The sequence below is a fragment of the Caulobacter sp. 05T431 genome (genome assembly GCF_056665975.1).
On record NZ_JBFTKU010000023.1, the window covers coordinates 25,716 to 48,762 of the forward strand.

Here is a 23,047-nt window from a genome sequence, read left to right on the forward strand (position 1 = left end):
AGCGCGAGATCCCATGTCCCTGACGCTGCACATGCACCCGTTGTCCTCGTACTGCTGGAAGGTGCTGATCGCCCTCTACGAGAACGACACGCCGTTCGAAGCCCGCCTCGTCGATTTCGGCGACCCTGAGGGGATCGCCGCGTTCCGGGCGCTGTGGCCGACGACCAAGATGCCCCTGCTGTGCGACGCGGCCCGCGACCGCACGGTCCCGGAGACCTCGATCATCATCGAGTACCTGCAGGCGGCCTATCCCGGCCTCGTGCGGTTCATCCCCGACGATCCTGAGGCCGCCCTGCGCACGCGGCTGATGGACCGCCTGTTCGACCTCTATGTGATGACGCCGATGCAGGCGATCGTCGGCGACCGCATCCGCCCGGCCGACGCCAAGGACCCGTACGGCGTGGCCAACGCCCGTGCGCAGCTGGCCATGGCCTACGGCCTGCTGGAGGGCGAGCTGGCGGGCCGGACCTGGGCGGCGGGCGAGGACTTCGGCCTGGCCGACTGCTCGGCCGCGCCCGCCCTGTTCTACGCCAACAAGGTAGCGCCGCTGACGGACGCCTATCCCAACGTCTCGGCCTATCTCGACCGCCTGCTGGCCCGCCCGTCGTTCGTGCGGGTGCTGCAGGAGGCCGAGCCCTATTTCGCGATGTTCCCGACGGGCGACTAGGCGGCGCGACGCGAGGGCCGGGCCGTCTGGCCGGTCTGGAACCGGGCCACCATCCGCCCCAGCTCGCCCGCCTCGTTGCGCAGGTTGGCGGCGGCGGCCGTGGCCTCCTCGACCATGGCGGCGTTCTGCTGGGTGACCTGGTCCATCTGGTTGATCGCCGAGTTCACCTGATTCAGGCCCGTGGCCTGCTCCTGCGAGGACTGGGCGATCTCGGAGATCAGGGTGTCGATCTGCGAGACCTTGCCGACGATGCCGCTCAGCGCCTGGCCGGTGTCGCCGACCAGCTGGACGCCACGCGCCACCTGCGAGGTGCTGCTGGCGATCAAGGCCTTGATCTCCTTGGCCGCCTCGGCGGAGCGCTGTGCCAGGGCCCGCACCTCCTGGGCGACCACGGCGAAGCCGCGACCGGCGTCGCCGGCCCGCGCGGCTTCCACACCGGCGTTCAGGGCCAGCAGGTTGGTCTGGAAGGCGATCTCGTCGATGACGCCGATGATCTGGGTGATCTGGCCCGAACTCTGCTCGATCTCGCCCATGGCGGCGACGGCGTCGCGCATGACCTCGCCGGAGCGGGCGGCCTCCTGCCGGGCCCCGGACGCGGCGGCGGACGCCTCCTTGGCGCCGACGGCGCTGCGGCGGACCGTGGCGGTCAGCTGGTCCAGGGCCGCGGCCGTCTCCTCGAGGCTGGCGGCCTGCTGCTCGGTGCGGCGCGACAGGTCGTTGGACGCCGAGGCGATCTCGTCCGAACCGGCCTGCAGGCCGCCGGTCGCCGAGGCGATCGCGCCCATGGCCTCGCGCAGGCTGTCGATGGCGGCGTTGAAGTCGTCCTTGATCTGCTGGTAGCGCCCTTCGAAGCGCGCCTGGATGTCGGCGGTCAGGTCGCCCCCGGCCAGGCGGCGCAGGCTGTCGGCCAGGACCGAGACCACCGCGCCCTGCTCTTCCTCGCCGCGCCGGCGCTCGGCCTCGGTGCGCGCCCGTTCCAGCTCGATCTCGGTGACGTCGGTGGCGAACTTGATGACCTTGAAGGGTTTGCCGTTCTCGTCGAGCACCGGATTGTAGGAGGCCTGGATCCAGACCTCCCGGCCGCCCTTGCCGATGCGCAGGAACTTGGCCGCGACGAACTCGCCGGCGTTCAGCCGCGCCCAGAAGGCCCGATAGTCGGCGCTGGCCGCCTCGTCCGGCGTCACGAACAGGCTGTGGTGGCGGCCTTCGATCTCGGCGGCCGAGTAGCCCATCGCCCCCAGGAAGTTCGGATTGGCCCGGATGATCGTGCCGTCCAACTGGAACTCGATCACCGCCTGCGAGCGCTCCATGGCCGTGACCTGGGCCTCGAGGCTCCGCGTCCGTTGGACATCGATTTTGCGAGCTGATTTTTGACCGAGGAACATCGTTGCTTTCGTCTCGCAAGTGCAGATCTTGAGAGCTTTAGGCATATCGGTGATTAACGATATCCTAATTGCAAAACAGCGCTCGACCACAACTCACAAGTGAGCCGAAAAACCCTTTTTGGATAAGAGGATTACTCGGATTGCGATGATTAATGAGTTCCTAATTCAATTTTCCCGGACATAAAACCTTCACGGGTATATAGCCACGGGCGGCTAAGCCCCGGAATCCAGTATGCCTTTGCGTGATCTCATCTCAGCCCTGGCCGATGACCTCGATGTCGGCGTCGTGTTGACGGACGGGCAACTGTCGCCGCCGGGCCCCCACATCCTCTATGTGAATACAACGTTTGAGCGCATGACCGGCTTCGACCGGGCCGAAATCCTGGGAAAAAATCCTCGAATTTTTCAGGGAGCCGGCACGAGCCTTGCCGCGCGCAAGCGCTTGGCCCGCGCCCTGCGCAACGGCGAACGCCACACCACCACCCTGGTCAACTACCGCAAGACGGGCGAGGCCTATCTCTGCGCGATCGACGTGTTCCCGATCATGGCCCCCGACGGCGCCCTGATCAGCGCCGTCGCCCTGGAGCGCGAGGTCGAGCGCAAGCCCGGCCGCCGCCCGGCCGTTGGGGCCAAGCCCCGCTAGGCCAGGCTGTCGGCCTCCCAGGCCAGGAATTCCGGCGCCTGCAGCAGGCGCTCGCAATAGGCGCCCGCCGGACCGGTGTCACCATAGTCCGACAGGTGGATCCCATAGGTGCGGAAGCGCGTGGCCACCGGCGTGTAGAAGGCGTCGGCGATCGACCACTCGCCCACCAGGAACGGTCCGCCCGAACGCTTGAGCAGCTGGTTCCAGCGCTCGACGATCTTGCGCACGTCCTTCTGGGTGGCTTCGGAGATCGCCACGACACCAGGCGTCGCCTCCAGCGCCATCGGGCATTCGCCGCGCAGCGACGAGAAGCCCGAATGCATCTCGGCCGCCGCCGACCGGCCCAGCGCCCGCAAGGCGGGGTCCTGCGGCCACAGATGGGCGGCGGGGAACTTCTCGGCCAGGTATTCGCAGATCGCCAGCGAATCCCAGACGGTCAGGTCGCCGTCCTTGAGCACCGGCACCAGATGGCTGGGCGAGTGCCTGGCGATCTCGACCTCCGAGGTCCCCACCTGGCGCAGCTCGACCACGGTCTCCTTGAACGCCGCGCCCGTGCGCTTCAGCGCCAGCCAGGGCCGCAGCGACCAGCTGGACCACTTCTTGGTGCCGACGACGATTTCCATGGCGAGCCTCCTTGGCGAACGAGCCTGAGCCAGGGCTTAGCCCGGGCGTCCGCGCCGGACAACGCCGCCTGGCTAGACCTTGTCGTTTTCACCGACCGGAGGTCTCGGAAAGGCGTAGGCCCAGGGGTGGGGCTCGCCCGGCGGACCGGGATCGACGGCCAGGGCGCGCAGCGTCCGCGCCCGGTTCAGTTCCTCGAAGGGAATGATCTCGGCGGATCGGGCGATCGGATCGGGACGCGGATGGATCAGGGCGTGCATGGCGGACCTCCTTCAAGGCCGTCTCTCGCGGCCGTGGGTCCATTGAAGGCCTCCCCGCCTGAACGGGCGTGGGCGCCCTCGTTGTCTGGCGTTCATCCACGCGCCGCGAAACGGGCCCCATTTCCCCGCCGCCATTTTCCCCTCTGGCGCTTCCGCTTCCCTTACGTCTACAGTCGGCCCAACGATTAGAACAAATGTTTGAAGGGAGAGGCCCAGGATGGCGCAGGCGAATTCGCCTGGCGGCGCGCAGCCGCTGTATTCCAATGGCTACAAGGCCGCGGTGCTGGGGCTTCTGCTCGCCACCTACACCTTCAACTTTATCGACCGCACGATCATCGCCACCATCGGCCAGGCCATCAAGGTCGACCTCAAGCTGACCGACACCCAGTTGGGCCTGCTGGGCGGCCTGTATTTCGCCCTGCTMTACACCCTGCTGGGCATCCCGATCGCCCGGATGGCCGAACGCTGGAACCGGGTGACGATCATCTCGGTCTCGCTGGTGATCTGGTCGGGCTTCACCGCCCTGTGCGGCAGCGCCGCCAGCTTCACCCAGCTGGCCCTCTACCGCTTCGGCGTCGGCGTCGGCGAGGCCGGCTGCTCGCCGCCGTCGCACTCGCTGATCAGCGACTATTACGAGCCCAAGAAACGCGCCTCGGCCCTGTCGATCTATTCGTTCGGCATCCCGCTGGGCACGATGTTCGGGGCGGTGGCCGGCGGCTGGCTGGCCCAGGAGTTCAGCTGGCGCGTGGCCTTCGTGATCGTCGGCCTGCCCGGCATCCTGCTGGCCGTGCTGGTCAAGCTGATCGTCAAGGAACCGCCGCGCGGCCATTCGGAGGTCAAGGAGCGGCCGCTCGAGGCCGAAGACGTCGTCGCCGAACCGCCCAAGCCGCCCTTCTCGCTGATCAACGAGTTCAAGGAGCTGGGCGCGGTCATGGCTGTGCTGTTCGGCAAGTGGCCCGTGCTGCACATGATGCTGGGCGTGACCATCGCCTCGTTCGGCTCGTACGGCTCGGGCGCGTTCGTGCCGCCCTACTTCGTACGCACCTACGGCCTGGGCCTGGCCCAGGTGGGCCTGATCGTCGGCCTGATCGGCGGCTTCTCGGCCGGGGTCGGCACCCTGGTCGGCGGCTTCCTGACCGACTGGACGGGCAAGCGCAGCGCCAAGTGGTACGCCCTGGTGCCAGCCATCGGCCTTCTGATCTGCACCCCGATCTACATCACCGCCTACCTGCAGACCAACTGGCAGACCACCGCCCTGATCCTGCTGGTCCCCGGCATCTTCCACTACACCTACCTGGCCCCGACCTTCGGCGTGGTGCAGAACTCGGTCGAGCCGCGCCGCCGGGCCACCGCCACGGCCCTGCTGTTCTTCTTCCTCAATTTGATCGCCCTGGGCGGCGGGCCGGTGTTCACCGGCTGGCTGATCGACCATCTGGCCCGGTTCCACTTCAACCACCCGGAAGCCTCGTCGATCTTCCACGCCCTGGGCGGCTCGTTCACCGACCCGGGCGCGGCCAGCTTCACGGCGCAGTGCCCCGGCGGCCTGGCTCCCAAGGGCTCGGCCCCGGACCTGGCCAAGGCCTGCCACGGCGCCATGGCCCGGGCCACCCAGCAGGGCATCATCGTCTCGCTGTGCTTCTACGCCTGGGCCGCCCTGCATTACGCCCTGGCGGCGATCGGCATGGTCAAGCACATGCGCGAGCGAGCGGCGGCGCAGGCCTAGGGCCGACGGCAAGGTTGGGGGACAGGCGCATGCGCCTGTCCCCGGCTCCCTCACCGACCCAAGTAATAATCCCCTTCCCTTGACTCCCCCGGCGGACGGGACCAAACGCCCGCCCATGATCACCCGCTATTCCCGCCCCGAAGCCGCCGCCATCTGGTCCAGCCAGACCAAGTACAAGATCTGGTTCGAGATCGAGGCCCACGCCGCCGACGCCATGGCCGAGCTGGGGGTGATCCCCAAGCTGGCGGCGCAGACCATCTGGGAGAAGGGCCGCGACGCGGTCTGGGACAGCGACCGCATCGACGAGATCGAGCGCGTCACCAAGCACGACGTCATCGCCTTCCTGACCCACGTGTCGGAAATCGTTGGCCCCGAGGCCCGCTTCCTGCACCAGGGCATGACCAGCAGCGACGTGCTGGACACCTGCTTCGCCGTCCAGCTCTCCAAGGCCACCGACCTGCTGCTGGAGGACGTCGACCTGATCCTGGCCGCCCTGAAGCGCCGGGCCCTCGAACACAAGATGACCGTCTGCGTCGGCCGCAGCCACGGCATCCACGCCGAGCCGATCACCTTCGGCCTGAAGCTGGCCGGCTACTACGCCGAGTTCCAGCGCGCCAAGGAGCGCCTGGCGATGGCCAAGTTCGAGATCGCCACCTGCGCGATCTCCGGCGCCGTGGGCACGTTCGCCAATGTCGATCCGCGCGTCGAACAGCACGTGGCCGACAAGATGGGCCTGGCCGTCGAGCCGGTCTCGACCCAGGTGATCCCGCGCGACCGTCACGCCGCCTATTTCGCCGCCCTGGGTGTGGTGGCCTCGTCGGTCGAGCGCCTGGCCACGGAAATCCGCCACCTGCAGCGCACCGAGGTGCTGGAGGCCGAGGAGCCGTTCGATCCGGGCCAGAAGGGCTCGTCGGCCATGCCGCACAAGCGCAACCCGATCCTGACCGAGAACCTGACCGGTCTGGCCCGCCTGGTCCGCTCGGCCGTGACCCCGGCCATGGAGAACGTCGCCCTCTGGCACGAGCGCGACATCAGCCACTCGTCGGTCKAGCGCGGCATCGGCCCCGACGCCACGATCCACCTCGACTTCGCCCTGCGCCGCCTGGCCGGGGTGATCGAGCGCTTCAACATCTATCCCGACAACATGGCCAAGAACCTGGACAAGCTGGGCGGCCTGGTCTTCTCGCAGCGCGTGATGCTGGCCCTGACCCACAAGGACGTGTCGCGCGAGGACGCCTACGCCGCCGTCCAGGGCAACGCCATGAAGGTGTGGCGCGGCGAAGGCCGGTTCATCGACTTCCTGAAAGCCGACCCGGTGGTCTCCAAGGCCCTGACCGACGCCGAGCTCGAGGAGCTGTTCGACTACGGCTACCACACCAAGAACGTCGACGTGATCTTCAAGCGCGTTTTCGGCGAGCAGGCCTGATTTGACCCGCAAGGCGGGCTTCCCGGCGGTCGTGGACGCGGACACCCGCGTCCTGATCCTGGGCAGCCTGCCGGGCGAGGCCTCGCTGGCCGCGGGGCAGTATTACGGCAATCCCAGGAACGCGTTTTGGCGACTGATGGAGGGCGTGCTGGGCGCGCCCCTCGTCCCACTGGCCTATGACGATCGCCTGGCCGCCCTGCTGTCGCGCGGCGTGGGCCTGTGGGACGTGATCGCCGAGGCCGAGCGCCCCGGCAGCCTGGACGCCGCCATCCGTGATCCGGCGGCCAACGATCTGGTCGCCCTGGTCGAGACCCTGCCGGCCCTGCGGCTGGTGGCCTTCAACGGCGGAACGGCGGCCAAGCTGGGCGGCCGGCTGATCGGCGACCGGATCGCCACCCTGGCTCTGCCCTCCTCCAGCCCGGCCCACGCGGCGCGGTCGTTCGAGCAGAAGGCCGAGGCGTGGTCCGCCCTGGCCGCCCATCTCTAGCCGCCGCTGGACTTGGCAGCCTCCGTCGCCTCGCGCAGGATCCGGTCGGCCTCGGCCTTCCAGGCGGCGCGCGGCTTGATTCCGTCGGACGCCTTGCAGACGGTCTCCAGGTCCCCGTCATAGGTGAACAGCGACGGCTCGGCCAAGGCGCGGGCGTATTGCGCGCCCGAAACCGCCAGTTCCTCCTGGGGGATCGCGGTGCGGATCACATAGGTGTAGCCGGACCACAGCCCCCCGTAGAAGACGTCGTACTCGCCGTCCTTGGTCGGCTCGACGCAGCGCGCCTTGTCGTAAATGTAGTGGACCTTGGCCATGAAATAGAGCTGCAGGGCGCGCCCGTTGTCGTCGCCGGCCCACAGCGCGCCGCCTTCTCCCAGGCAGACGGCGCCCAGCTTGGCGCGGTTGTTCCACACGAAGTCGCGGGCCGCCCGCGCTTCGCCCGGCAGGCCCAGCTTGGGATTGAGGCCCGCGCAGGCCGAGGTCCCCGGGCCCCAGCGGTGCTCTAGGAAGTCGTTGGGCGCAGCCCGGGCCGGCCCTGCGCCGAGGGCCAACGCCATTCCGACCGCCATCAGACCGATTTTCATGCGTGCCCCCATCGCTCACCCCAGGTAGCAATGGCGTCGCCAGGATTGCAAGCCGCCGTCCGGCCGGAGCGCGCCCTCGTCCGGCGAAGATTACGAGATATTCATCTGCGTACGCCGGCCAAGTCGGGCAGCATCCCGGTTCCTGAGGGGAGACCTTTCACCATGCGCATGCTTCTGCTGGCCGCCGTTTCGCTGGCCGCCCTTTCCACCACCGCCCTCGCGGCCGATCCGGCTTCCACGCCCCAAGCGGGCAAGCCAATGTACGGCGACTGGGGCGTCGACCTGACCGCCGGCGACAAGTCGGTCTCGCCGGGCGCGAACTTCGACAAGTACGCGAACGGCGCCTGGGCCGCGCGCACCCAGATCCCCGCCGACCAGGGCTCGGCCGGCGTCGGCTACGACGTCTACAACCGCTCGCAGGACCAACTGCGCACCCTGATCGAGACGGCCGAGCCGTCCACCCAGATCGGCGCGCTGTACAAGAGTTTCGTCGACGAGGCCAAGGTCGAGGCGGCGGACGACAAGCCGCTGAAGGCCGACCTGGCCAAGAGCGCGGCGATCAAGACCAAGGCCGACTTCACCGTGGCCATGGGCCACACCCAAGGTGGCTTCGGCAGCGGGGTGTTCTCGCTGGACATCTATCCGGACGCCAAGAACCCCGAGGTCAACACCCTCTATATCGGCCAGGCCGGCCTGGGCATGCCTGACCGCGACTACTACCTGACCGACGGCTTCAAGCCGCAGCGCGAGGCCTATCTGGCCTTCGTCGAGCGGGCCCTGAAGATGGCCGGCTATCCGGACCCGGCCAAGTCGGCCGCCGACGTCCTGGCCTTCGAGACCAGGATCGCCAAGGTCAGCTGGGAGGTCGCCGAACGCCGCGACATCGACAAGACCTACAACCCCACCACCGTGGCCGAACTGAACGGCTACGCTCCCTTCCCCTGGTCGCCCTACCTGGCCGCCGCCGGCATGCCGGGCCTGACCAAGGTGGTGCTGGGCGAGAAGACCGCCGTGCGCGACATCGCCAAGGTCTATGACGAGACGCCGCTGGAGACCCTGAAGGCCTGGCAGACCTTCAACATTGTCGCCGAGACCTCGCCGTACCTCTCCAAGCGCTTCGTCGACAGCCGCTTCGAGTACATCAAGGTCCTGACCGGCCAGTCGGCCCTGCGCCCCCGCTGGAAACGCGGCGTGCAGCTGGTCGACGGCAGCCTGGGCGAGGTGGTCGGCCAGACCTATGTCGCCAAGTACTTCCCGCCCAGCTCCAAGGCCCAGATGGTCGAGCTGATCGCCAACCTGAAGACGGCGATGGCGGCCCGCATCGAGAAGGCGCCGTGGATGAGCCCGGCCACCAAGACCGAGGCCCTGGCCAAGCTCAGCAAGATGCAGGTGATGGTCGGCTATCCCGACAAGTGGCGCGACTATTCGGGCCTGAAGCTGGACGTGAACGACCTCTACGGCAACGTCGCCGCCAGCCGGAAGTTCGAGTGGGCCTACCAGCTGAGCGACCTGGGCAAGCCGGTCGACCACGGCAAGTGGGGCATGACCCCGCAGACCGTGAACGCCTACAACGGCGGGCTGGAGAACAAGATCGTGTTTCCGGCCGGCATCCTGCAGGCGCCCTATTTCGATCCCAACGCCGACCCGGCGGTGAACTACGGCGCGATCGGCGCGGTGATCGGCCACGAGATCAGCCACGGCTTCGACGACCAGGGCCGCAAGATCGACGCCACGGGCAAGCTGCGCGACTGGTGGACGCCGGAGGACGCCAAGCGCTTCGACGCCCAGGCCGACGTGCTGGGCAAGCAGTACGACGCCTACGAACCGGTCCCCGGCTCGCACATCAACGGCAAGCTGACCATGGGCGAGAACATCGCCGACCTGGCCGGGCTGCAGGTGGCGCTGGACGCCTACCACGCCTCGCTGGGCGGCAAGCCGGCGCCGGTGATCGGCGGGCTGACGGGCGACCAGCGCCTGTTCCTGGCCTTCGCCCAGTCCTGGCAGGACAAGTCGCGCGACGACTCGCTCAAGCAGCAGATGGCGTCCGACCCGCACTCGCCGTCGTCGTTCCGCGTGGTGGGCCCCACCCGCAACGTCGACGCCTGGTACGACGCCTTCGGGGTCAAGCCGGGCGACACCTACTACCTGCCGCCGGAAGCCCGTTCGCGGGTCTGGTAAAACAAAAGGGCCGCCCCACGGGGGCGGCCCTTTCTGCATCCGAGGATGAGAAGCCTTATTCGCCGGCGGCGATCTGGCCGCGGGCCAGGGCCAGCAGCTCGTCCATCTTCCGGCGGACCTCGCCCTCGCTGACATTGACGCCCGAGCCCTTCAGGTCGCCCGCGACCTTGCGCAGCACGTCCTCGTCGCCGGGCTGCTCGAAGTCGGACTTCACCACGGCGCGGGCGTACTCCTCGACGGTCGCCAGGCCCATCAGTTCGGCCGCCCATTCGCCCAGCAGGCGGTTGCGACGGGCGGTCGCCTTGAATTCCTGTTCCTGCTCCAGCGCGAACTTGCGTTCGAAACCCTGTTCGCGTTCGTCGAAGGTGGTCATGAAAGCCCCAATAGTCTCTGAGCCGGCTCCATATCCCGTGGCGAGCCGCCCGGCAATCGTAAGCAACGCCGCATAGCGCCCGATCCGTTCACAAAGCCGCTCACATTCCCGCCGACGAGGCTAGGGCCGTTTGCGCCAGGACCCGCGTTCGGCTAGTTTCGGGACGACATTTTTCGTGAGCGGCCTTGAGTCGAACGCCGCGCGCAGCTATCCGCCGCGCGCGCTTTTCGTTTCTCCGGAGATTTCCGGCCGGATTTTTCCGGGAGGGCGCGCCCGCAGCCAGAAGGGCCTCGACGAGAGCCATGACCACCCGCCGCAAGAAGATCTACGAAGGCAAGGCCAAGATCCTGTACGAGGGTCCCGAGCCGGGCACCCTCATCCAGTACTTCAAGGACGACGCCACCGCCTTCAACGCCCAGAAGAAGGCGGTCCTCGAAGGCAAGGGCGTGATCAACAACCGCATCAGCGAGTACATCATGACTCGCCTGAACGCGATCGGCGTGCAGAACCATTTCATCCGCCGCCTGAGCCTGCGCGAGCAGCTGATCAAGGAAGTTGAGATCATCCCGCTCGAGGTGGTGGTGCGCAACATCGCCGCCGGCTCGATCGCCACGCGCCTGGGCCTGACCGAAGGCACCCCGCTGCCGCGCTCGATCATCGAGTTCTACTACAAAGACGACAAGCTGGGCGACCCGATGGTCTCCGAGGAGCACATCACCGCGTTCAACTGGGCCGCCACCCAGGAGATCGACGACATGATGGCCATGGCCCTGCGGGTGAACGACTATCTGTCGGGTCTGTTCAGCGGCGTGGGCATCACCCTGGTGGACTTCAAGATCGAGTTCGGCCGCGTCTATGAAGGCGACTTCAGCCGCGTGATCCTGGCCGACGAGATCAGCCCCGACAGTTGCCGCCTGTGGGACTCGGCCACCAACGAGAAGATGGACAAGGACCGGTTCCGCCGCGACCTGGGCAATGTCATCGAAAGTTACACCGAAGTGGCCCGCCGCCTCGGCATCATGAAGGAAATGCCGACCGTCATCCAAGGCGGCGTGCACTAAGCGAGTGACCATGAAAGCCACTGTCCATGTGTTCCTGAAGCCCGGCGTGCTGGACGTCCAGGGCAAGGCCGTCGAGTCCGCCCTGCACGGCCTGGGCTGGGCCGGCGTGTCGGGCGCCCGGGTCGGCCGCACGATCGAGTTCGACCTGGCCGAAACCGACGCCGAGAAGGCCAAGGCCGAGGTCAAGGCCATGTGCGAGAAGCTGCTGGCCAACACGGTCATCGAAAGCTACCGCATCGACGTCGCCTAGAAACAACGATCGGGGACATGCGCCTGCGCATGTCCCCGGCCGGTTCGAGCGCCCTCCTCCGGAGCGGCGCTTTTTCTTTGCCGGATTCCCGGGTCGCCCCTTCCCCTCCAGCTTCGCCGCACCATGTTCGATGAAACCGGCGGAGGGATCGCATGAGCGCGAAGTACGAACTGGCCCAGGTCAACATCGGCCGCCTGCGGGCGCCGGTCGATCATCCGATGATCAAAGACTTCTTCGACAACCTCACGCCGATCAACGCCCTGGCCGAGGCTTCGCCCGGCTTCGTCTGGCGGCTGAAGGGCGAGGGCGACAATGCCTCGGACCTGCAGCCGTACGAGGATCCGCTGATCGCGATCAACATGTCGGTCTGGACCGACATCCCCTCGCTAGGCGCCTTCGTCTATCGCAGCGGCCACATCCAGTTCATGCGCCGCCGCCGCGAATGGTTCGAGCACATGGACCTCTACATGGTGCTGTGGTGGGTCCCGGCCGGCCATCGCCCGACCATCGAGGAGGCCAAGGAGAAGCTGGCCCTGCTCGAGGCCAACGGCCCGACGCCGGAAGCCTTCACCTTCAAGATCCCCTTCCCCGCCCCGGACGAGGCCAGCGTGGAGCCCGTGCTGGACGAATGCGCCTAGGCACCCTCTCCCGTCCGGTCTGAACGCTTCGCCCATTCGTGAGTTGTTTCCATAGGGCCCGGGCCCTGGCTGGGACAGTCTCGATGGGCGTAGGGCGTAGGGAATTCCTCTTGGGCTCCGGCCTGGCCATGGCGGCGGGATCGGCCCTCGCTCGACAATCCCTGCCGAGCGCGCCCCAGCCCTACCAGCCCCGCGCCGGCTATCCCAAGCCGACGGCGAGCCCGCCGGCGGCCGCGCCCAAACCCCCGACGTCGTACCCGAAGCCGGACGCCTTCGTTTCCCAGCCGCGGCCGACGACGGGGACGGCCCCCACGCCGGCCGCAGCGCCCGCCGTCTCGACGGCCGGGACCGACTGGGCCGCCGTGAAGGCTCAGTTCCAGACCGCGCCGGACGAGGTCAACATGAGCGCCATGCTGATCGCCACCCACCCCTTGCCGGTGCGCAAGGCGATCGACCAGTTCCGCCGCGAGATGGACTGGCGGCCGGTGACCTACCTCGAAGACAACAACCGCCGCCTGCAAGCCTACAGCCGCGCCGCCGCCGGCCGCTATCTGGGCCTGGACGGCGACCAGGTGGCCCTGACCGACAGCACAACCCTGGGCGCGGCGCTGGTCTATGGCGGACTGAAGCTGGGCTATGGCGACGAGATCATCACCACCAACCAGGACTACTACATCACCCACGAAAGCCTGCGCCGGGCCGCCCTGCGCAACGGCTCGGTGGTCAAGCGCATCGATCTGTTCGACAGCATCGAGACGGTGTCGGAAGCCGGCATGGTGACCCGGCTGATGGCGGCGGTCACGCCCAGGACCCGCGCCTTCGCCCTGACCTGGGTGCATTCCAGCACMGGTCTGAAGCTGCCCCTCGCCGCCATCTCGGCCGCCCTGGCCCAGGTGAACGCCACGCGCCAGGAGCCCGAGCGGATCGTGCTGGCCGTCGACGGCGTGCACGGCTTCGGCAACCAGGACGCCACCCTGGCCAGCCTGGGCTGCGACATCTTCATGGCCGGGTGCCACAAGTGGCTGTTCGGCCCGCGCGGCACGGGCATCATCGCCGCCAACGCCCAGGGCTGGTCGCGTTTGCGTCCCTCCGTGCCCAGCTATGTCGACAGCGCCGCCTGGACCGCCTGGATCAACAACGCGCCCCTGCTGGAGCACACCGACGGCCCGCTGATGTCGCCCGGCGGCTTCAAGGCCTTCGAGCACCTGTGGGCGATCCCGGCGGCCGTCGAGTTCCACGAGAAGATCGGCAAGCCCCAGGTGGCGGCCCGCACCGCCGAACTGGCCGAACAGCTGAAGGCGGGTCTGGCGCTGATGTCGCATGTCCGCCTGGTCACGCCCCGCGATCCGCGAATGTCGGCGGGGATCGTCTCGTTCGACGTCCAGGGCCTGTCGACCGATTCCGCCGTCGCCCGGCTGCGCCAGCGCCGGATCATCGCCTCGGCCGCGCCGTACGCGATCCAGCACGTACGGCTGACGCCCTCGATCATGAACTCTCCGGCCGAGGTGGACCTGGCCCTGGCCGAAGTTCGGGGCTTGGCGAGCGTTTAGGGGCGAAGCGGCGCTGACATCTCGCGCGAACGGTGCTACAGGCCCGCGCCATGAAAGCCGCCGTCGTCGTCTTCCCCGGTTCCAATTGCGATCGCGACTGCAAGGTCGCCATCGAGCGCTCCGCCGGAGCTCGTGTCGAAATGGTCTGGCACCAGGAGACGGCCCTGCCGGACGACCTGGACCTGATCGTCCTGCCCGGCGGCTTCTCCTACGGCGACTACTTGCGCTGCGGGGCCATGGCGGCCCAGAGCCCGGTGATGCGCGAAGTGATCGACGCGGCCAGCAAGGGCGTCGCGGTCGTCGGGATCTGCAACGGCTTCCAGGTGCTGTGCGAGGCGGGCCTGCTGCCCGGCGCCCTGCTGCGCAACGAGAAGCTGAAGTACATCTGCAAGCCGGTGGCCCTGGACGTGGTCAATAGCCAGACCCGCTTCACCGCCAGCTTCGGCGAGCAGCGCTCGGCCGTGATGACGGTCGGCAACGGCGAGGGCAACTTCTTCGCCGACGAGGAAACGCTGAACCGCATCGAGGGCGAAGGCCAGGTGGTGTTCCGCTACCAGGACAATCCCAACGGCTCGGCCCGCGACATCGCCGGCATCATGAACGCCGGCGGCAACGTCCTGGGCCTGATGCCCCACCCCGACCGCTCGTTCGATCCGGACCTGGGGTCGGAGGACGGGGCGATCCTCTTCCGCAGTATCTTCGCCAGCGCCTGACCCGGCTCAAGGAGGCTCCGATGCGTCGTTTCACGATCACCGCAGCCTCCCTTCTCGCCGCACTCGCGACGGCCGCCGTCGCCCATGCAGACAACCGCTGCGGCTACGGCGACTTCGCCTACGCCGCCCAGGACGGCGTGTCCGTCCACAACGTCTCGCCCCCGACCGGCGGACGGACCTACTTCCATGGCGACGGCGAAGGCTGCCCTGACGCGCCGGCCTGCAAGCTGAAAAGCTATCTGGTCGTCCAGGACGAGGTGCTGGTCAGCAAGGTCGAGAACGGCTGGGCCTGCGCCTGGTACGGCAAGGGCGAACGCCACACCGTCGGCTGGCTGAAGAAGGCCGACCTGGTCAAGTCGGCCGTCGCCCCCTCCGGCGAAGGCGACTGGCTGGGCGCCTGGCGCTTCGGCGACAACCAAATCACGATTACCCGCGACAGGAAGGGCTTCAAGGCCGAGGGCGAGGCGACCTGGAAAGGTCCGGCCTCGGTGCATGAGGGGTCGTTCAAGGGGCCGCTGGACGTCAAGGGCGTCGCCGCGTCCTACGGCGACCCGGAGGGCACGGAGCCCTTCTGCAGCGTCGATATGCGCCGCGTCAGCCGCTACATGGTGGTCGCCGACAACGGAGGCTGCGGTGGCGCGTCCGTGAGCTTCGACGGCGTCTACGTCCGCTAAGCGACATCGAAACGCTGTTATATTATAGCGCCCGTTGAAAACCGCTCCTAAGGTGCCCGCGCCATTGGGGAGCCTTTCCATGAGTCTTGCGTCGACCCTCCGCGCCGGCCTGCTGGCCGCCGCCGCCCTCACCGCCTTCGCCACCACTACCGTTCATGCCCAAACCCCGGCCCTGACACCGGACATCGACGGCAAGTACGTCGCGCCCCAGGCCGGCTACGACTACGACAAGCGCGTGGTCATGATCCCGATGCGCGACGGGACCAAGCTCTACACCGTGATCGTCGTGCCCAAGGGCGCCAAGAACGCCCCGATCCTGCTGACCCGCACGCCCTACAACGCCGCCAAGCGCACGGCGCGCAACGACAGCCCGTCCATGCTGACCACCCTGGCCGAGGGCGACAGCGTCTTCGTCCAGGCCGGCTACATCCGCGTGATCCAGGACATCCGCGGCAAGTACGGCTCGGAGGGCGACTACGTGATGACCCGCCCGCTGAAGGGGCCGCTGAACAACAGCGAGGTCGACCATTCGACCGACGCCTACGACACCATCGAGTGGCTGACCAAGAACGTGCCGGAGAGCAACGGCAAGGTCGGCATGCTGGGCAGCTCGTACGAGGGCTTCACCGTGGTGATGGCCCTGGTCAATCCGCACCCGGCCCTGAAGGTGGCCGCGCCGATGAGCCCGATGGTCGACGGCTGGATGGGCGACGACTGGTTCCACCACGGCGCCTTCCGCCAGCCGAACTTCGACTATTTCACCGGCCAGACCACCAAGCGCGGCGCGGGCGACAGCGTCCAGCGCGGCGGCTACGACGACTACCACACCTTCCTGAAGGCCGGTTCGGCCGGCGACTTCGCCAAGGCCCACGGGCTGGACGCGCTGCCCTGGTGGAAGAAGGTCAGCGAGCACCCGGCCTACGACGCCTTCTGGCAGGAGCAGGCGCTGGACAAGACCATGGCCAAGCAGCCCCTGACGGTGCCGACCATGTGGATCCAGGGCCTGTGGGACCAGGAGGACATGTGGGGCGCGGTGCACAGCTACGCCGCCGTCGAGCCCAAGGACGCGGCCAACGACAAGAACTACCTGGTGCTGGGCCCCTGGCGGCACAGCCAGGTCAATTACGACGCCTTCAACCTGGGCGTCTTCAAGTGGGACGGCGACACCGCCCTGCAGTTCCGCCGCGACGTGCTGCTGCCGTTCTTCAACCAGTACCTGAAGGACGGCGCGCCCAAGGCCGACACCCCGCCGGTGCTGATCTACGACCCGGGCCAAAACCACTGGGACCGCTACAAGTCTTGGCCGCAAGGCGGGACCAAGGCCCTGTACCTGGAGCCCAACGGCGGCCTGGGCTTCGCCGCCCCGGCGGCGGCCAAGGGCGCGGCGGCGTATKACGAATACGTCTCCGACCCGGCCAAGCCCGTGCCCTACATCCCGCGACCGATGCAGTTCGGCGACCGCAGCCGCTGGACGCCGTGGCTGGTCACCGACCAGCGCAGCGTCGCCGACCGCACCGATGTGCTGAGCTACGTCTCCGAGCCCCTGACCGCGCCGCTGAAGATCGCCGGCGTGCCGAAGGTGAACCTCACCGCCTCGACCAGCGGCACGGACAGCGACTGGGTGGTCAAGCTGATCGACGTCTATCCCGACGAGGTCCCCAGCCAGCCCGAGCTGGGCGGCTACCAGCTGGCCGTGGGCATGGACATCTTCMGCGGCCGCTATCGCGAGAGCTTCAGCGATCCCAAGGCGATCAAGCCGAACACGCCGCTGAAGTACCAGTTCATCCTGCCGACCGCGAACTACACCTTCCAGCCGGGTCACCGGATCATGGTCCAGGTGCAGTCCAGCTGGTTCCCGCTCTACGACCGCAACCCGCAGACCTTCGTGCCCAACATCTTCTTCGCCAAGCCGGCGGACTATGTGAAGGCCACCCAGCGGGTCTACCACGCGGGCGACACGGCCAGCTTCATCGAGCTGCCGGTGGTTCAGTAGGCCCCTCCGCCCCTTCGGGCCATCTCCCCCGGAGGGCGAGGAATAGAAAAAGGGCCGGCGGGTTMACCGCCGGCCCCTCCTTCACATCGGAGCGTTCGTCGTCAGCGGTCGCGCCGCTGCTGATCCGCTTGGTTGGCCTGGCCGCCGGGATTGCGGCCCTGCTCGTTCTGGCGATTACGGTCGCCCTGCTGATGCTGTTGGCCCGGGGCCTGTCGCTGCGGGTCGTTCTGCTGCTGTTGCGGGCCTCGGGTCTTGTTGTCACCCATGAGCTTTCTCCTTTGACAGCGCGCCGATCGCGCACGAGGGAGAAAACGGCCCGGGATTCACCCCGTTCCTTCTGCGAAGCTGCCTTAGTTCCGGCTTAGCTTTTGAATCTTCACCGGATTTTCGATGATCTGCCCCTTCATGTAGGGGTCGTCAGCCTTGCTGACGGTGGGGGCGTCATGGATTTTGCGGACCACGTCCATGCCCTCGACCACCTTGCCGAACGCGGCGAAGCCCTGGCCGTCCTTGTTCCGCGCGCCGCCGAAATCCAGGGCCGGGTTGTCACCCAGGCAGATGAAGAACTCCGACCCCGCCGTACCCGGCGCGCCGMGCGCCATCGAGATCACGCCGTCGGTGTGCAGGAGGCCCGTGCCCTTGGTCGTCTCGTGGGCGATGGCCGGCAGCGGGCTGTCGTCGCGGTTCAACCCGCCCTGGATGACGCTGATGGTGGCCGGGTTGTTGTCGTTCTTCGGCGAGACGGTCCGGTAGAAGGTCCCGCCGTCCAGCAGATGCTTGTCGGCATAGGCCAGGAAGTTGGCCACAGTGATCGGCGCCTTGTCGGGATACAGCTCGATGACGATCGGCCCCAGGTCGGTGACCATCCGCACCCGGACGGGCGCGGGGCCGGCGGCCGTCAGCGGCAAGGCGGCGGCGAGCGCCAGCAGATGGCGGCGGGAGATCATGGGGCGGCTCGCTTCACATCGGTGTGGATGAACTCATTTCCCTTGAACAGCAGCGGTTCGTCCAGGGACTTGGCCAGGGCGTAGACGAAACTGTCGCCGTAATTCAGTTCGGCGTCATGCTGGCCCTTCCCGTAGGTCCGCCGAGCCTCGGCCGCCGCGTAGGCCTGCTCGGCGGTCACGGCGACAACCTCGATCCGCAGTTGGGCGAGGTCGCGATTCAGCAGGGAAATCCCCTTCTCCGGACTTATCCGACGCATATAGACCTCGGCCGCCTCGACGTAGGACGCCGCCGACATCCGACGGCGCTTGGCGCGCAGCATCAGGACATAGAACGCATCGCGCTCTGGTTCCTTCAAGGCCAGGGCCAGCAGGGCGGAGGTGTCGATGATCATCCGATCGGCTGACCGTGCTCGTCGTAAAGTTCGGCCTCGATCTCCCGCCAATCTCTGGGATCGAGCACCGGGCGCGCATCCAACTCCGCGAAGAAGGCCTGCTTGGCCGCCTCTTCGGCGTCCGTCAGCGCGAAGGGTTCAGACAACCGCGCCACCTTCTCGACCAGGGCCTGATGGATCGCCTCGGTCAGGCTTTCCCCCGTCACGTCAGCGACTTGCCGCGCCAAGGCCTCGGTCTCCGCCCGCTTGATGCTGATGCCCATTCTAGAAACACCTTTGACCTTTCTAGAATATAGCGGAATCCCCCGGGCCACGCTAGAAGGCCCGCCCATGAGCACCTCGACCTCCCCCGCGAAGTCCATGGCCGAGACGGCCGCCGAATTTGGCCTCAAGCCGGAGGAGTACGCCGTCGTCCTCGACCGCCTGGGCCGCGAGCCCAACCTGGTCGAGCTGGGCGTGTTCTCGGTGATGTGGTCCGAGCACTGCTCGTACAAGTCGTCGAAGAACCAGCTGAAGAAGTTCCCGATCACCGGCCCGCGCGTGATCTGCGGCCCCGGCGAGAACGCCGGCGTGATCGACATCGACGACGGCGACGCCATCATCTTCAAGATGGAGAGCCACAACCACCCGTCCTACATCGAGCCCTACCAGGGCGCGGCGACGGGCGTGGGCGGCATCATGCGCGACGTCTTCACGATGGGCGCGCGGCCGATCGCCCTCTTGAACGCCCTGCGCTTCGGCGAGCCCGACCATCCCAAGACCAAGCGCCTCGTGGACGGCGTGGTGGCCGGCATCGCCGGCTACGGCAACTGCGTGGGCGTGCCCACGGTCGCCGGCGAGACCAACTTCCATAAGGGCTACAACGGCAACATCCTGGTCAACGCCATGTGCGTGGGCCTGGCCGACGCCGACAAGATCTTCTACTCGGCCGCGCCCGGCGCGGGCTTGGCCGTGGTCTATTTCGGCTCCAAGACCGGCCGCGACGGCATCCACGGCGCGACCATGTCGTCGGCGGAGTTCTCGGAGGACTCCGAGGAGAAGCGCCCGACGGTGCAGGTCGGCGACCCCTTCGCCGAGAAGCTGCTGATCGAAGCCACCCTCGAGCTGATGGCCACCGGCGCCGTCGCCGCCATCCAGGACATGGGCGCGGCGGGCCTGACCTCCTCGTCGGTCGAGATGGCCGGCAAGGGCGGGGTGGGCATCGAGCTGGACATGGACATGGTGCCCCAGCGCGAAACCGGCATGAGCGCCTACGAGATGATGCTGTCGGAAAGCCAGGAGCGCATGCTGGCGGTCCTGAAGCCCGGCCGCGAGAAGGACGGCCACGCCATCTTCGAGAAGTGGGGCCTGGACGCCGCCGTCATCGGCCACACCACCGACACTGGCCACCTGGTGCTCAAGCACCACGGCGAGATCGTCTGCGACGTGCCCCTGGCCCCGCTGTTCGACGACGCGCCGCTGTATGACCGCCCGTGGGTCCAGCCGACGCTGCATCCGCACCTCGACCCGGGCAAGATCGCCGCGCCGGCCGACTGGAACGCCGCCGTGCTGAAGGTGGTCGGCAGCCCCGACATGGCCTCCAAGCGCTGGCTGTGGGAGCAGTACGACCGTCACGTGATGGCCGACACCCTGGAAGACAGCGCCACCGGCTGCGACGCCGGCATCGTGCGCATCCACGGCAAGGGCAAGGCCATCGCCGTGACCAGCGACGTCACCCCGCGCTACGTCCAGAACGACCCCTACGAGGGCGGCAAGCAGGCGGTGGCCGAGGCCTGGCGCAACCTGACGGCCGCCGGCTCGACCCCGATCGCCATCACCGACAACCTCAACTTCGGCAGCCCCGAAAAGCCCGAGACCATGGGTCAGATCGTGCGCGCCACCGACGGCATGGCCGAGGCCTGCCGGGCGCTGGACTTCCCGGTCGTGTCGGGCAACGTCAGCCTCTACAACGAGACCAACGGCGTCGCCATTCCGCCGACCCCGACGGTCGGCGCCGTGGGCCTGATCGACGACTACGACCTGCGCATGGGCTTCGGCAACGTGGCCGAGGGCGACACCCTGGTGCTGATCGGTGAGACCCATGGCGAACTGGGCGCCTCGATCTATCTGCGCGAGATCCTGGGCCGCGAGGACGGCGCGCCGCCGCCGGTGGACCTGGCCCTGGAGCGCAAGAACGGCGACTTCGTGCGCGGCCTGATCCCGACCGGCATGGTCGCGGGTCTGCACGACCTGTCGGACGGCGGCCTGCTGATCGCCGCGGCCGACATCGCCCTGGCCAGCAGGGTCGGCGTCACCCTGAACGCCACCAGCCACGCCCACGCCCACCCCTACCTGTTCGGCGAGGACCAGGCCCGCTACCTGGTGGCCACGCCCGATCCGGACGCGGTGCTGGCGGCGGCCAAGGAGGCCGGCGTGCACGCCAACCTGGCCGGCGTGGCGGGCGGCGACGCCTTCGCCTCGACCGACCTGTTCAGCATCCCGCTCGAAACCCTGCGCACGGCCCACGAGGCCTGGCTGCCGGGCTTCATGGGCGCCGTGGCTTAAAGGACCTCAGCATGCGTATGACCTCGATTCTCGCCACGGCGAGCCTGGCCCTGTCGCTGCTGGCGGCCTGCGCGCCCGCGCCGGCTCCGCAACCGGCCGCCCAGAGCGCCGACGCCTCGTGCGCGGCGCGCGGCGGCGCGATGCAGCCGGTCGGCAAGCTGCAGCGCCCGACCTGCGTCGTGCCCTACGCCGACGCCGGCAAGACCTGCTCGGACAAGGCCGACTGCCAGGGAGCGTGCATCGCCGAGGGCAACCTGGAAGCCCAGGGCGCCACGACCGGCCAGTGCCAGAAGACCAACGTCCAGTTCGGCTGCTACGCCAAGATCGTGGGCGGCAAGACGACGGGCGCGATCTGCGTCGACTAGCGGATCGGGGACATGCCCTCGCGGCGTGTCCCCACCAGCATCCACGGCGCCAAGACCTGGGGACACGCCGCAAGGGCGTGCCCCGGCCGTCAGCGTCGCCCGCGCGCCACCTGGGCCACCCGCTCCAGCACCACGGGCCCCGCCGCCGGGCCGGCCGAATAGACGAAGTCCGGGCTGTCCATCGGCTTGCCCGAGCGGCGGTCCACCAGCACCGGCTCGGCGGGCAGGCCGGTGACCGCATCGACCAGGTGGCTGGCGACGCCCTCGGTCGCGTAGTGGCGGTTGCCGAAGGCCATCAGCGCCGTCATCACCGGCGCGAAGTCCCGCCCCAGGTCGGTCAGCACATACTCGTGGCGCACGGGCCGCTCCTGGTAGGGTCGGCGCTCCAGGAAGCCCGCCTCGACCAGGGCCGCCAGCCGCTGGGTCAGGATGTTGGGCGCCACGCCCAGGCTCTTCTCGAACTGGTCGAATTTCGACAAGCCCTGCAGGGCGTCGCGCAGGATCATCAGGCTCCAGGTGTCGCCCACACGCTCCAGCGTGCGGCCCACGGGGCATTGTCCAGGATCGAAGGCGCGTCGGGTCATGGGGCTAATATAGGCAATCGCTAGCAAATCGAAAGTTAGTCACTTGTGTTTTGAAAGTGACTTCCCATTTCAGCGTCACGACGGACCAAGGGGCCCGCCAACAAGGACGAGAAGATGATGAGCAAGCAAGACATCCGCGGCGCGGCCCTGATCACCGGCGCCTCCACCGGCATCGGCGCCACCTATGCCGACCGCCTGGCCCGCGCCGGCCACGACCTGATCCTGGTGGCCCGCGACACAGGCCGCCTGGGCGCCCTGGCCGCCCGACTGCGCGGCGAGACCGGCGTGAACGTCGACATCATCACCGCCGACCTGACAGACAAGGCCGACCTGGCCCGAGTCGAGGCCCGGCTGGCCGAAGACGCCTCGATCGACATCCTGATCAACAATGCGGGCGTCGCCCTGGCCGGCCCGTTCGTCCAGCAGGACATCGACCGGGTCGAGAGCATGATCCAGCTGAACGTGGTTTCGGTGACCCGCTTGGCCCACGCCGCCGCCAAGGCCTTCGCGGCCCGCGACCGCGGCGCGATCGTCAACATCTCGTCCGTGGTCGGCCTGGCCCCCGAGCTGCAGTCGGCCGTCTACGGCGCGACCAAGGCCTATGTGACCTATTTCACCCAGACCCTGCGCCTGCAGCTCAGCCCCAACATCCAGCTCCAGGCCGTGCTGCCGGGCGCGACCCGCACCGAGATCTGGGACCGCTCGGGCAGYGGCGGCGCCGACGCCCTGGACCAGACCATCGTGATGGAGGTCGACGACCTGGTGGACGCGGCCCTGGCCGGCTTCCATCAGGGCGAGTTGATCACCATCCCGTCCCTGCCCGACGCGGCCGACTTCGCGGCCTATGACGCGGCCCGGGTGAAGCTGCTGCCGAACCTGTCGCGCAACCGTTCGGCCGCCCGTTACAAGGTCGGCGAACCGGCCTAGGCGGACTGTGGGCGAGATCGGAGCCGCTCCGGTCTCGCCCCCTACCTTCGGCGCCCGTCACG

26 protein-coding genes are annotated in these 23,047 nt (G+C 68.1%); 16 read left to right on the plus strand and 10 right to left on the minus strand.

Annotated features, from left to right (window positions below; translation table 11 throughout):
* The first annotated feature begins 13 nt into the window (after nt 1-13).
* Nucleotides 14-667, plus strand: coding sequence for a glutathione S-transferase family protein (locus AC1U89_RS19375; protein ID WP_479901285.1), 654 nt, complete (start codon nt 14-16; stop codon nt 665-667).
* On the opposite strand, the gene AC1U89_RS19380 is transcribed toward AC1U89_RS19375, so the two are convergent.
* The gene (locus tag AC1U89_RS19380) at nt 664-2,052 is read right to left on the minus strand and encodes a methyl-accepting chemotaxis protein (RefSeq protein ID WP_479901286.1); all 1,389 of its coding nucleotides are present in this window, start codon (nt 2,050-2,052) and stop codon (nt 664-666) included. The two genes, AC1U89_RS19375 and AC1U89_RS19380, sit on opposite strands and share 4 nt — an antisense overlap.
* Nucleotides 2,053-2,284: 232 nt before the next feature.
* Between AC1U89_RS19380 and AC1U89_RS19385 the strand changes: the two genes are divergently transcribed.
* Nucleotides 2,285-2,695, plus strand: coding sequence for a PAS domain-containing protein (locus AC1U89_RS19385; protein WP_479901287.1), 411 nt, complete (start codon nt 2,285-2,287; stop codon nt 2,693-2,695).
* On the opposite strand, the gene AC1U89_RS19390 is transcribed toward AC1U89_RS19385, so the two are convergent.
* Both AC1U89_RS19390 and AC1U89_RS19395 read right to left on the minus strand, forming a co-directional pair.
* Nucleotides 2,692-3,318 carry a glutathione S-transferase family protein gene (locus tag AC1U89_RS19390; protein WP_479901288.1) on the minus strand — a complete coding sequence of 209 codons (627 nt, stop codon included), beginning with the start codon at nt 3,316-3,318 and terminating at the stop codon, nt 2,692-2,694. The two genes, AC1U89_RS19385 and AC1U89_RS19390, sit on opposite strands and share 4 nt — an antisense overlap.
* Before the next feature lie 72 nt (nt 3,319-3,390).
* Nucleotides 3,391-3,576, minus strand: a complete 186-nt coding sequence (locus tag AC1U89_RS19395) for a hypothetical protein (protein WP_479901289.1) — start codon at nt 3,574-3,576, stop codon at nt 3,391-3,393.
* A 217-nt stretch (nt 3,577-3,793) separates the two neighbouring features.
* On the opposite strand from AC1U89_RS19395, the gene AC1U89_RS19400 reads away from it, so the two are divergent.
* The 3 genes from AC1U89_RS19400 to AC1U89_RS19410 all read left to right on the plus strand — a co-directional run bounded on the left by AC1U89_RS19400 (nt 3,794) and on the right by AC1U89_RS19410 (nt 7,212).
* The gene (locus AC1U89_RS19400; RefSeq protein ID WP_479901290.1) at nt 3,794-5,299 is read left to right on the plus strand and encodes a spinster family MFS transporter; all 1,506 of its coding nucleotides are present in this window, start codon (nt 3,794-3,796) and stop codon (nt 5,297-5,299) included.
* A 115-nt stretch (nt 5,300-5,414) separates the two neighbouring features.
* Nucleotides 5,415-6,725 carry an adenylosuccinate lyase gene (gene purB / locus AC1U89_RS19405; RefSeq protein WP_479901291.1) on the plus strand — a complete coding sequence of 437 codons (1,311 nt, stop codon included), beginning with the start codon at nt 5,415-5,417 and terminating at the stop codon, nt 6,723-6,725.
* A gap of 1 nt (nt 6,726) precedes the next feature.
* Nucleotides 6,727-7,212, plus strand: a complete 486-nt coding sequence (locus tag AC1U89_RS19410) for a DNA-deoxyinosine glycosylase (RefSeq protein WP_479901292.1) — start codon at nt 6,727-6,729, stop codon at nt 7,210-7,212.
* On the opposite strand, the gene AC1U89_RS19415 is transcribed toward AC1U89_RS19410, so the two are convergent.
* Entirely contained in the window at nt 7,209-7,796 is a 588-nt protein-coding gene (locus AC1U89_RS19415) for a hypothetical protein (protein WP_479901293.1), read from the minus strand. The two genes, AC1U89_RS19410 and AC1U89_RS19415, sit on opposite strands and share 4 nt — an antisense overlap.
* 162 nt (nt 7,797-7,958) lie before the next feature.
* On the opposite strand from AC1U89_RS19415, the gene AC1U89_RS19420 reads away from it, so the two are divergent.
* Nucleotides 7,959-9,974, plus strand: coding sequence for a M13 family metallopeptidase (locus AC1U89_RS19420; RefSeq protein WP_479901294.1), 2,016 nt, complete (start codon nt 7,959-7,961; stop codon nt 9,972-9,974).
* 55 nt (nt 9,975-10,029) lie between these two features.
* Here AC1U89_RS19420 and AC1U89_RS19425 read toward each other — a convergent pair whose 3' ends face one another.
* A complete protein-coding gene (locus tag AC1U89_RS19425; RefSeq protein ID WP_132088472.1) occupies nt 10,030-10,347 on the minus strand; it encodes a DUF1476 domain-containing protein in 318 nt (105 codons plus the stop codon).
* A gap of 302 nt (nt 10,348-10,649) precedes the next feature.
* Between AC1U89_RS19425 and purC the strand changes: the two genes are divergently transcribed.
* From purC to AC1U89_RS19460, 7 genes are all read left to right on the plus strand, one after another.
* Nucleotides 10,650-11,408 carry a phosphoribosylaminoimidazolesuccinocarboxamide synthase gene (gene purC / locus AC1U89_RS19430; protein WP_479901295.1) on the plus strand — a complete coding sequence of 253 codons (759 nt, stop codon included), beginning with the start codon at nt 10,650-10,652 and terminating at the stop codon, nt 11,406-11,408.
* 10 nt (nt 11,409-11,418) lie between these two features.
* Nucleotides 11,419-11,658: a phosphoribosylformylglycinamidine synthase subunit PurS gene (gene purS, locus AC1U89_RS19435; RefSeq protein ID WP_479901296.1), complete on the plus strand. Its 240-nt coding sequence runs from the start codon at nt 11,419-11,421 to the stop codon at nt 11,656-11,658.
* A gap of 152 nt (nt 11,659-11,810) precedes the next feature.
* On the plus strand, nt 11,811-12,296 hold the full coding sequence (locus AC1U89_RS19440) for a DUF3291 domain-containing protein (RefSeq protein ID WP_479901297.1): 486 nt from the start codon (nt 11,811-11,813) through the stop codon (nt 12,294-12,296).
* A 110-nt stretch (nt 12,297-12,406) separates the two neighbouring features.
* Nucleotides 12,407-13,846, plus strand: a complete 1,440-nt coding sequence (locus AC1U89_RS19445) for an aminotransferase class V-fold PLP-dependent enzyme (RefSeq protein ID WP_479901298.1) — start codon at nt 12,407-12,409, stop codon at nt 13,844-13,846.
* Between the two features lie 50 nt (nt 13,847-13,896).
* The gene (gene purQ, locus AC1U89_RS19450; protein WP_479901299.1) at nt 13,897-14,559 is read left to right on the plus strand and encodes a phosphoribosylformylglycinamidine synthase subunit PurQ; all 663 of its coding nucleotides are present in this window, start codon (nt 13,897-13,899) and stop codon (nt 14,557-14,559) included.
* Nucleotides 14,560-14,579: 20 nt separating this feature from the next.
* Complete coding sequence (locus tag AC1U89_RS19455) at nt 14,580-15,233, plus strand: hypothetical protein (protein ID WP_479901300.1); 654 nt, start codon at nt 14,580-14,582, stop codon at nt 15,231-15,233.
* A 79-nt stretch (nt 15,234-15,312) separates the two neighbouring features.
* The gene (locus tag AC1U89_RS19460) at nt 15,313-17,226 is read left to right on the plus strand and encodes a CocE/NonD family hydrolase (protein WP_479901301.1); all 1,914 of its coding nucleotides are present in this window, start codon (nt 15,313-15,315) and stop codon (nt 17,224-17,226) included.
* A 101-nt stretch (nt 17,227-17,327) separates the two neighbouring features.
* On the opposite strand, the gene AC1U89_RS19465 is transcribed toward AC1U89_RS19460, so the two are convergent.
* The 4 genes from AC1U89_RS19465 to AC1U89_RS19480 form a co-directional block, all read right to left on the minus strand.
* Nucleotides 17,328-17,492 (minus strand): hypothetical protein, encoded by a 165-nt coding sequence (locus tag AC1U89_RS19465; RefSeq protein WP_479901302.1) that lies wholly within the window; start codon nt 17,490-17,492, stop codon nt 17,328-17,330.
* A gap of 84 nt (nt 17,493-17,576) precedes the next feature.
* The gene (locus AC1U89_RS19470; RefSeq protein ID WP_479901303.1) at nt 17,577-18,173 is read right to left on the minus strand and encodes a peptidylprolyl isomerase; all 597 of its coding nucleotides are present in this window, start codon (nt 18,171-18,173) and stop codon (nt 17,577-17,579) included.
* A complete protein-coding gene (locus AC1U89_RS19475; protein WP_479901304.1) occupies nt 18,170-18,565 on the minus strand; it encodes a type II toxin-antitoxin system VapC family toxin in 396 nt (131 codons plus the stop codon). Before AC1U89_RS19475 ends, AC1U89_RS19470 begins: the two co-directional genes overlap by 4 nt.
* Nucleotides 18,562-18,828: a type II toxin-antitoxin system VapB family antitoxin gene (locus tag AC1U89_RS19480; protein ID WP_029915449.1), complete on the minus strand. Its 267-nt coding sequence runs from the start codon at nt 18,826-18,828 to the stop codon at nt 18,562-18,564. The genes AC1U89_RS19475 and AC1U89_RS19480 overlap by 4 nt, the downstream gene beginning before the upstream one ends.
* Before the next feature lie 67 nt (nt 18,829-18,895).
* Between AC1U89_RS19480 and purL the strand changes: the two genes are divergently transcribed.
* Both purL and AC1U89_RS19490 read left to right on the plus strand, forming a co-directional pair.
* Nucleotides 18,896-21,109 (plus strand): phosphoribosylformylglycinamidine synthase subunit PurL, encoded by a 2,214-nt coding sequence (gene purL / locus AC1U89_RS19485; RefSeq protein WP_479901305.1) that lies wholly within the window; start codon nt 18,896-18,898, stop codon nt 21,107-21,109.
* A gap of 11 nt (nt 21,110-21,120) precedes the next feature.
* Nucleotides 21,121-21,474, plus strand: coding sequence for a hypothetical protein (locus tag AC1U89_RS19490; protein ID WP_479901306.1), 354 nt, complete (start codon nt 21,121-21,123; stop codon nt 21,472-21,474).
* Nucleotides 21,475-21,563: 89 nt separating this feature from the next.
* Here the strand turns inward: AC1U89_RS19490 and AC1U89_RS19495 are convergent, their stop codons facing one another.
* Complete coding sequence (locus AC1U89_RS19495; RefSeq protein WP_479901307.1) at nt 21,564-22,058, minus strand: winged helix-turn-helix transcriptional regulator; 495 nt, start codon at nt 22,056-22,058, stop codon at nt 21,564-21,566.
* A gap of 117 nt (nt 22,059-22,175) precedes the next feature.
* Between AC1U89_RS19495 and AC1U89_RS19500 the strand changes: the two genes are divergently transcribed.
* On the plus strand, nt 22,176-22,985 hold the full coding sequence (locus tag AC1U89_RS19500; protein ID WP_479901308.1) for an SDR family NAD(P)-dependent oxidoreductase: 810 nt from the start codon (nt 22,176-22,178) through the stop codon (nt 22,983-22,985).
* Nucleotides 22,986-23,047: the final 62 nt, after the last annotated feature.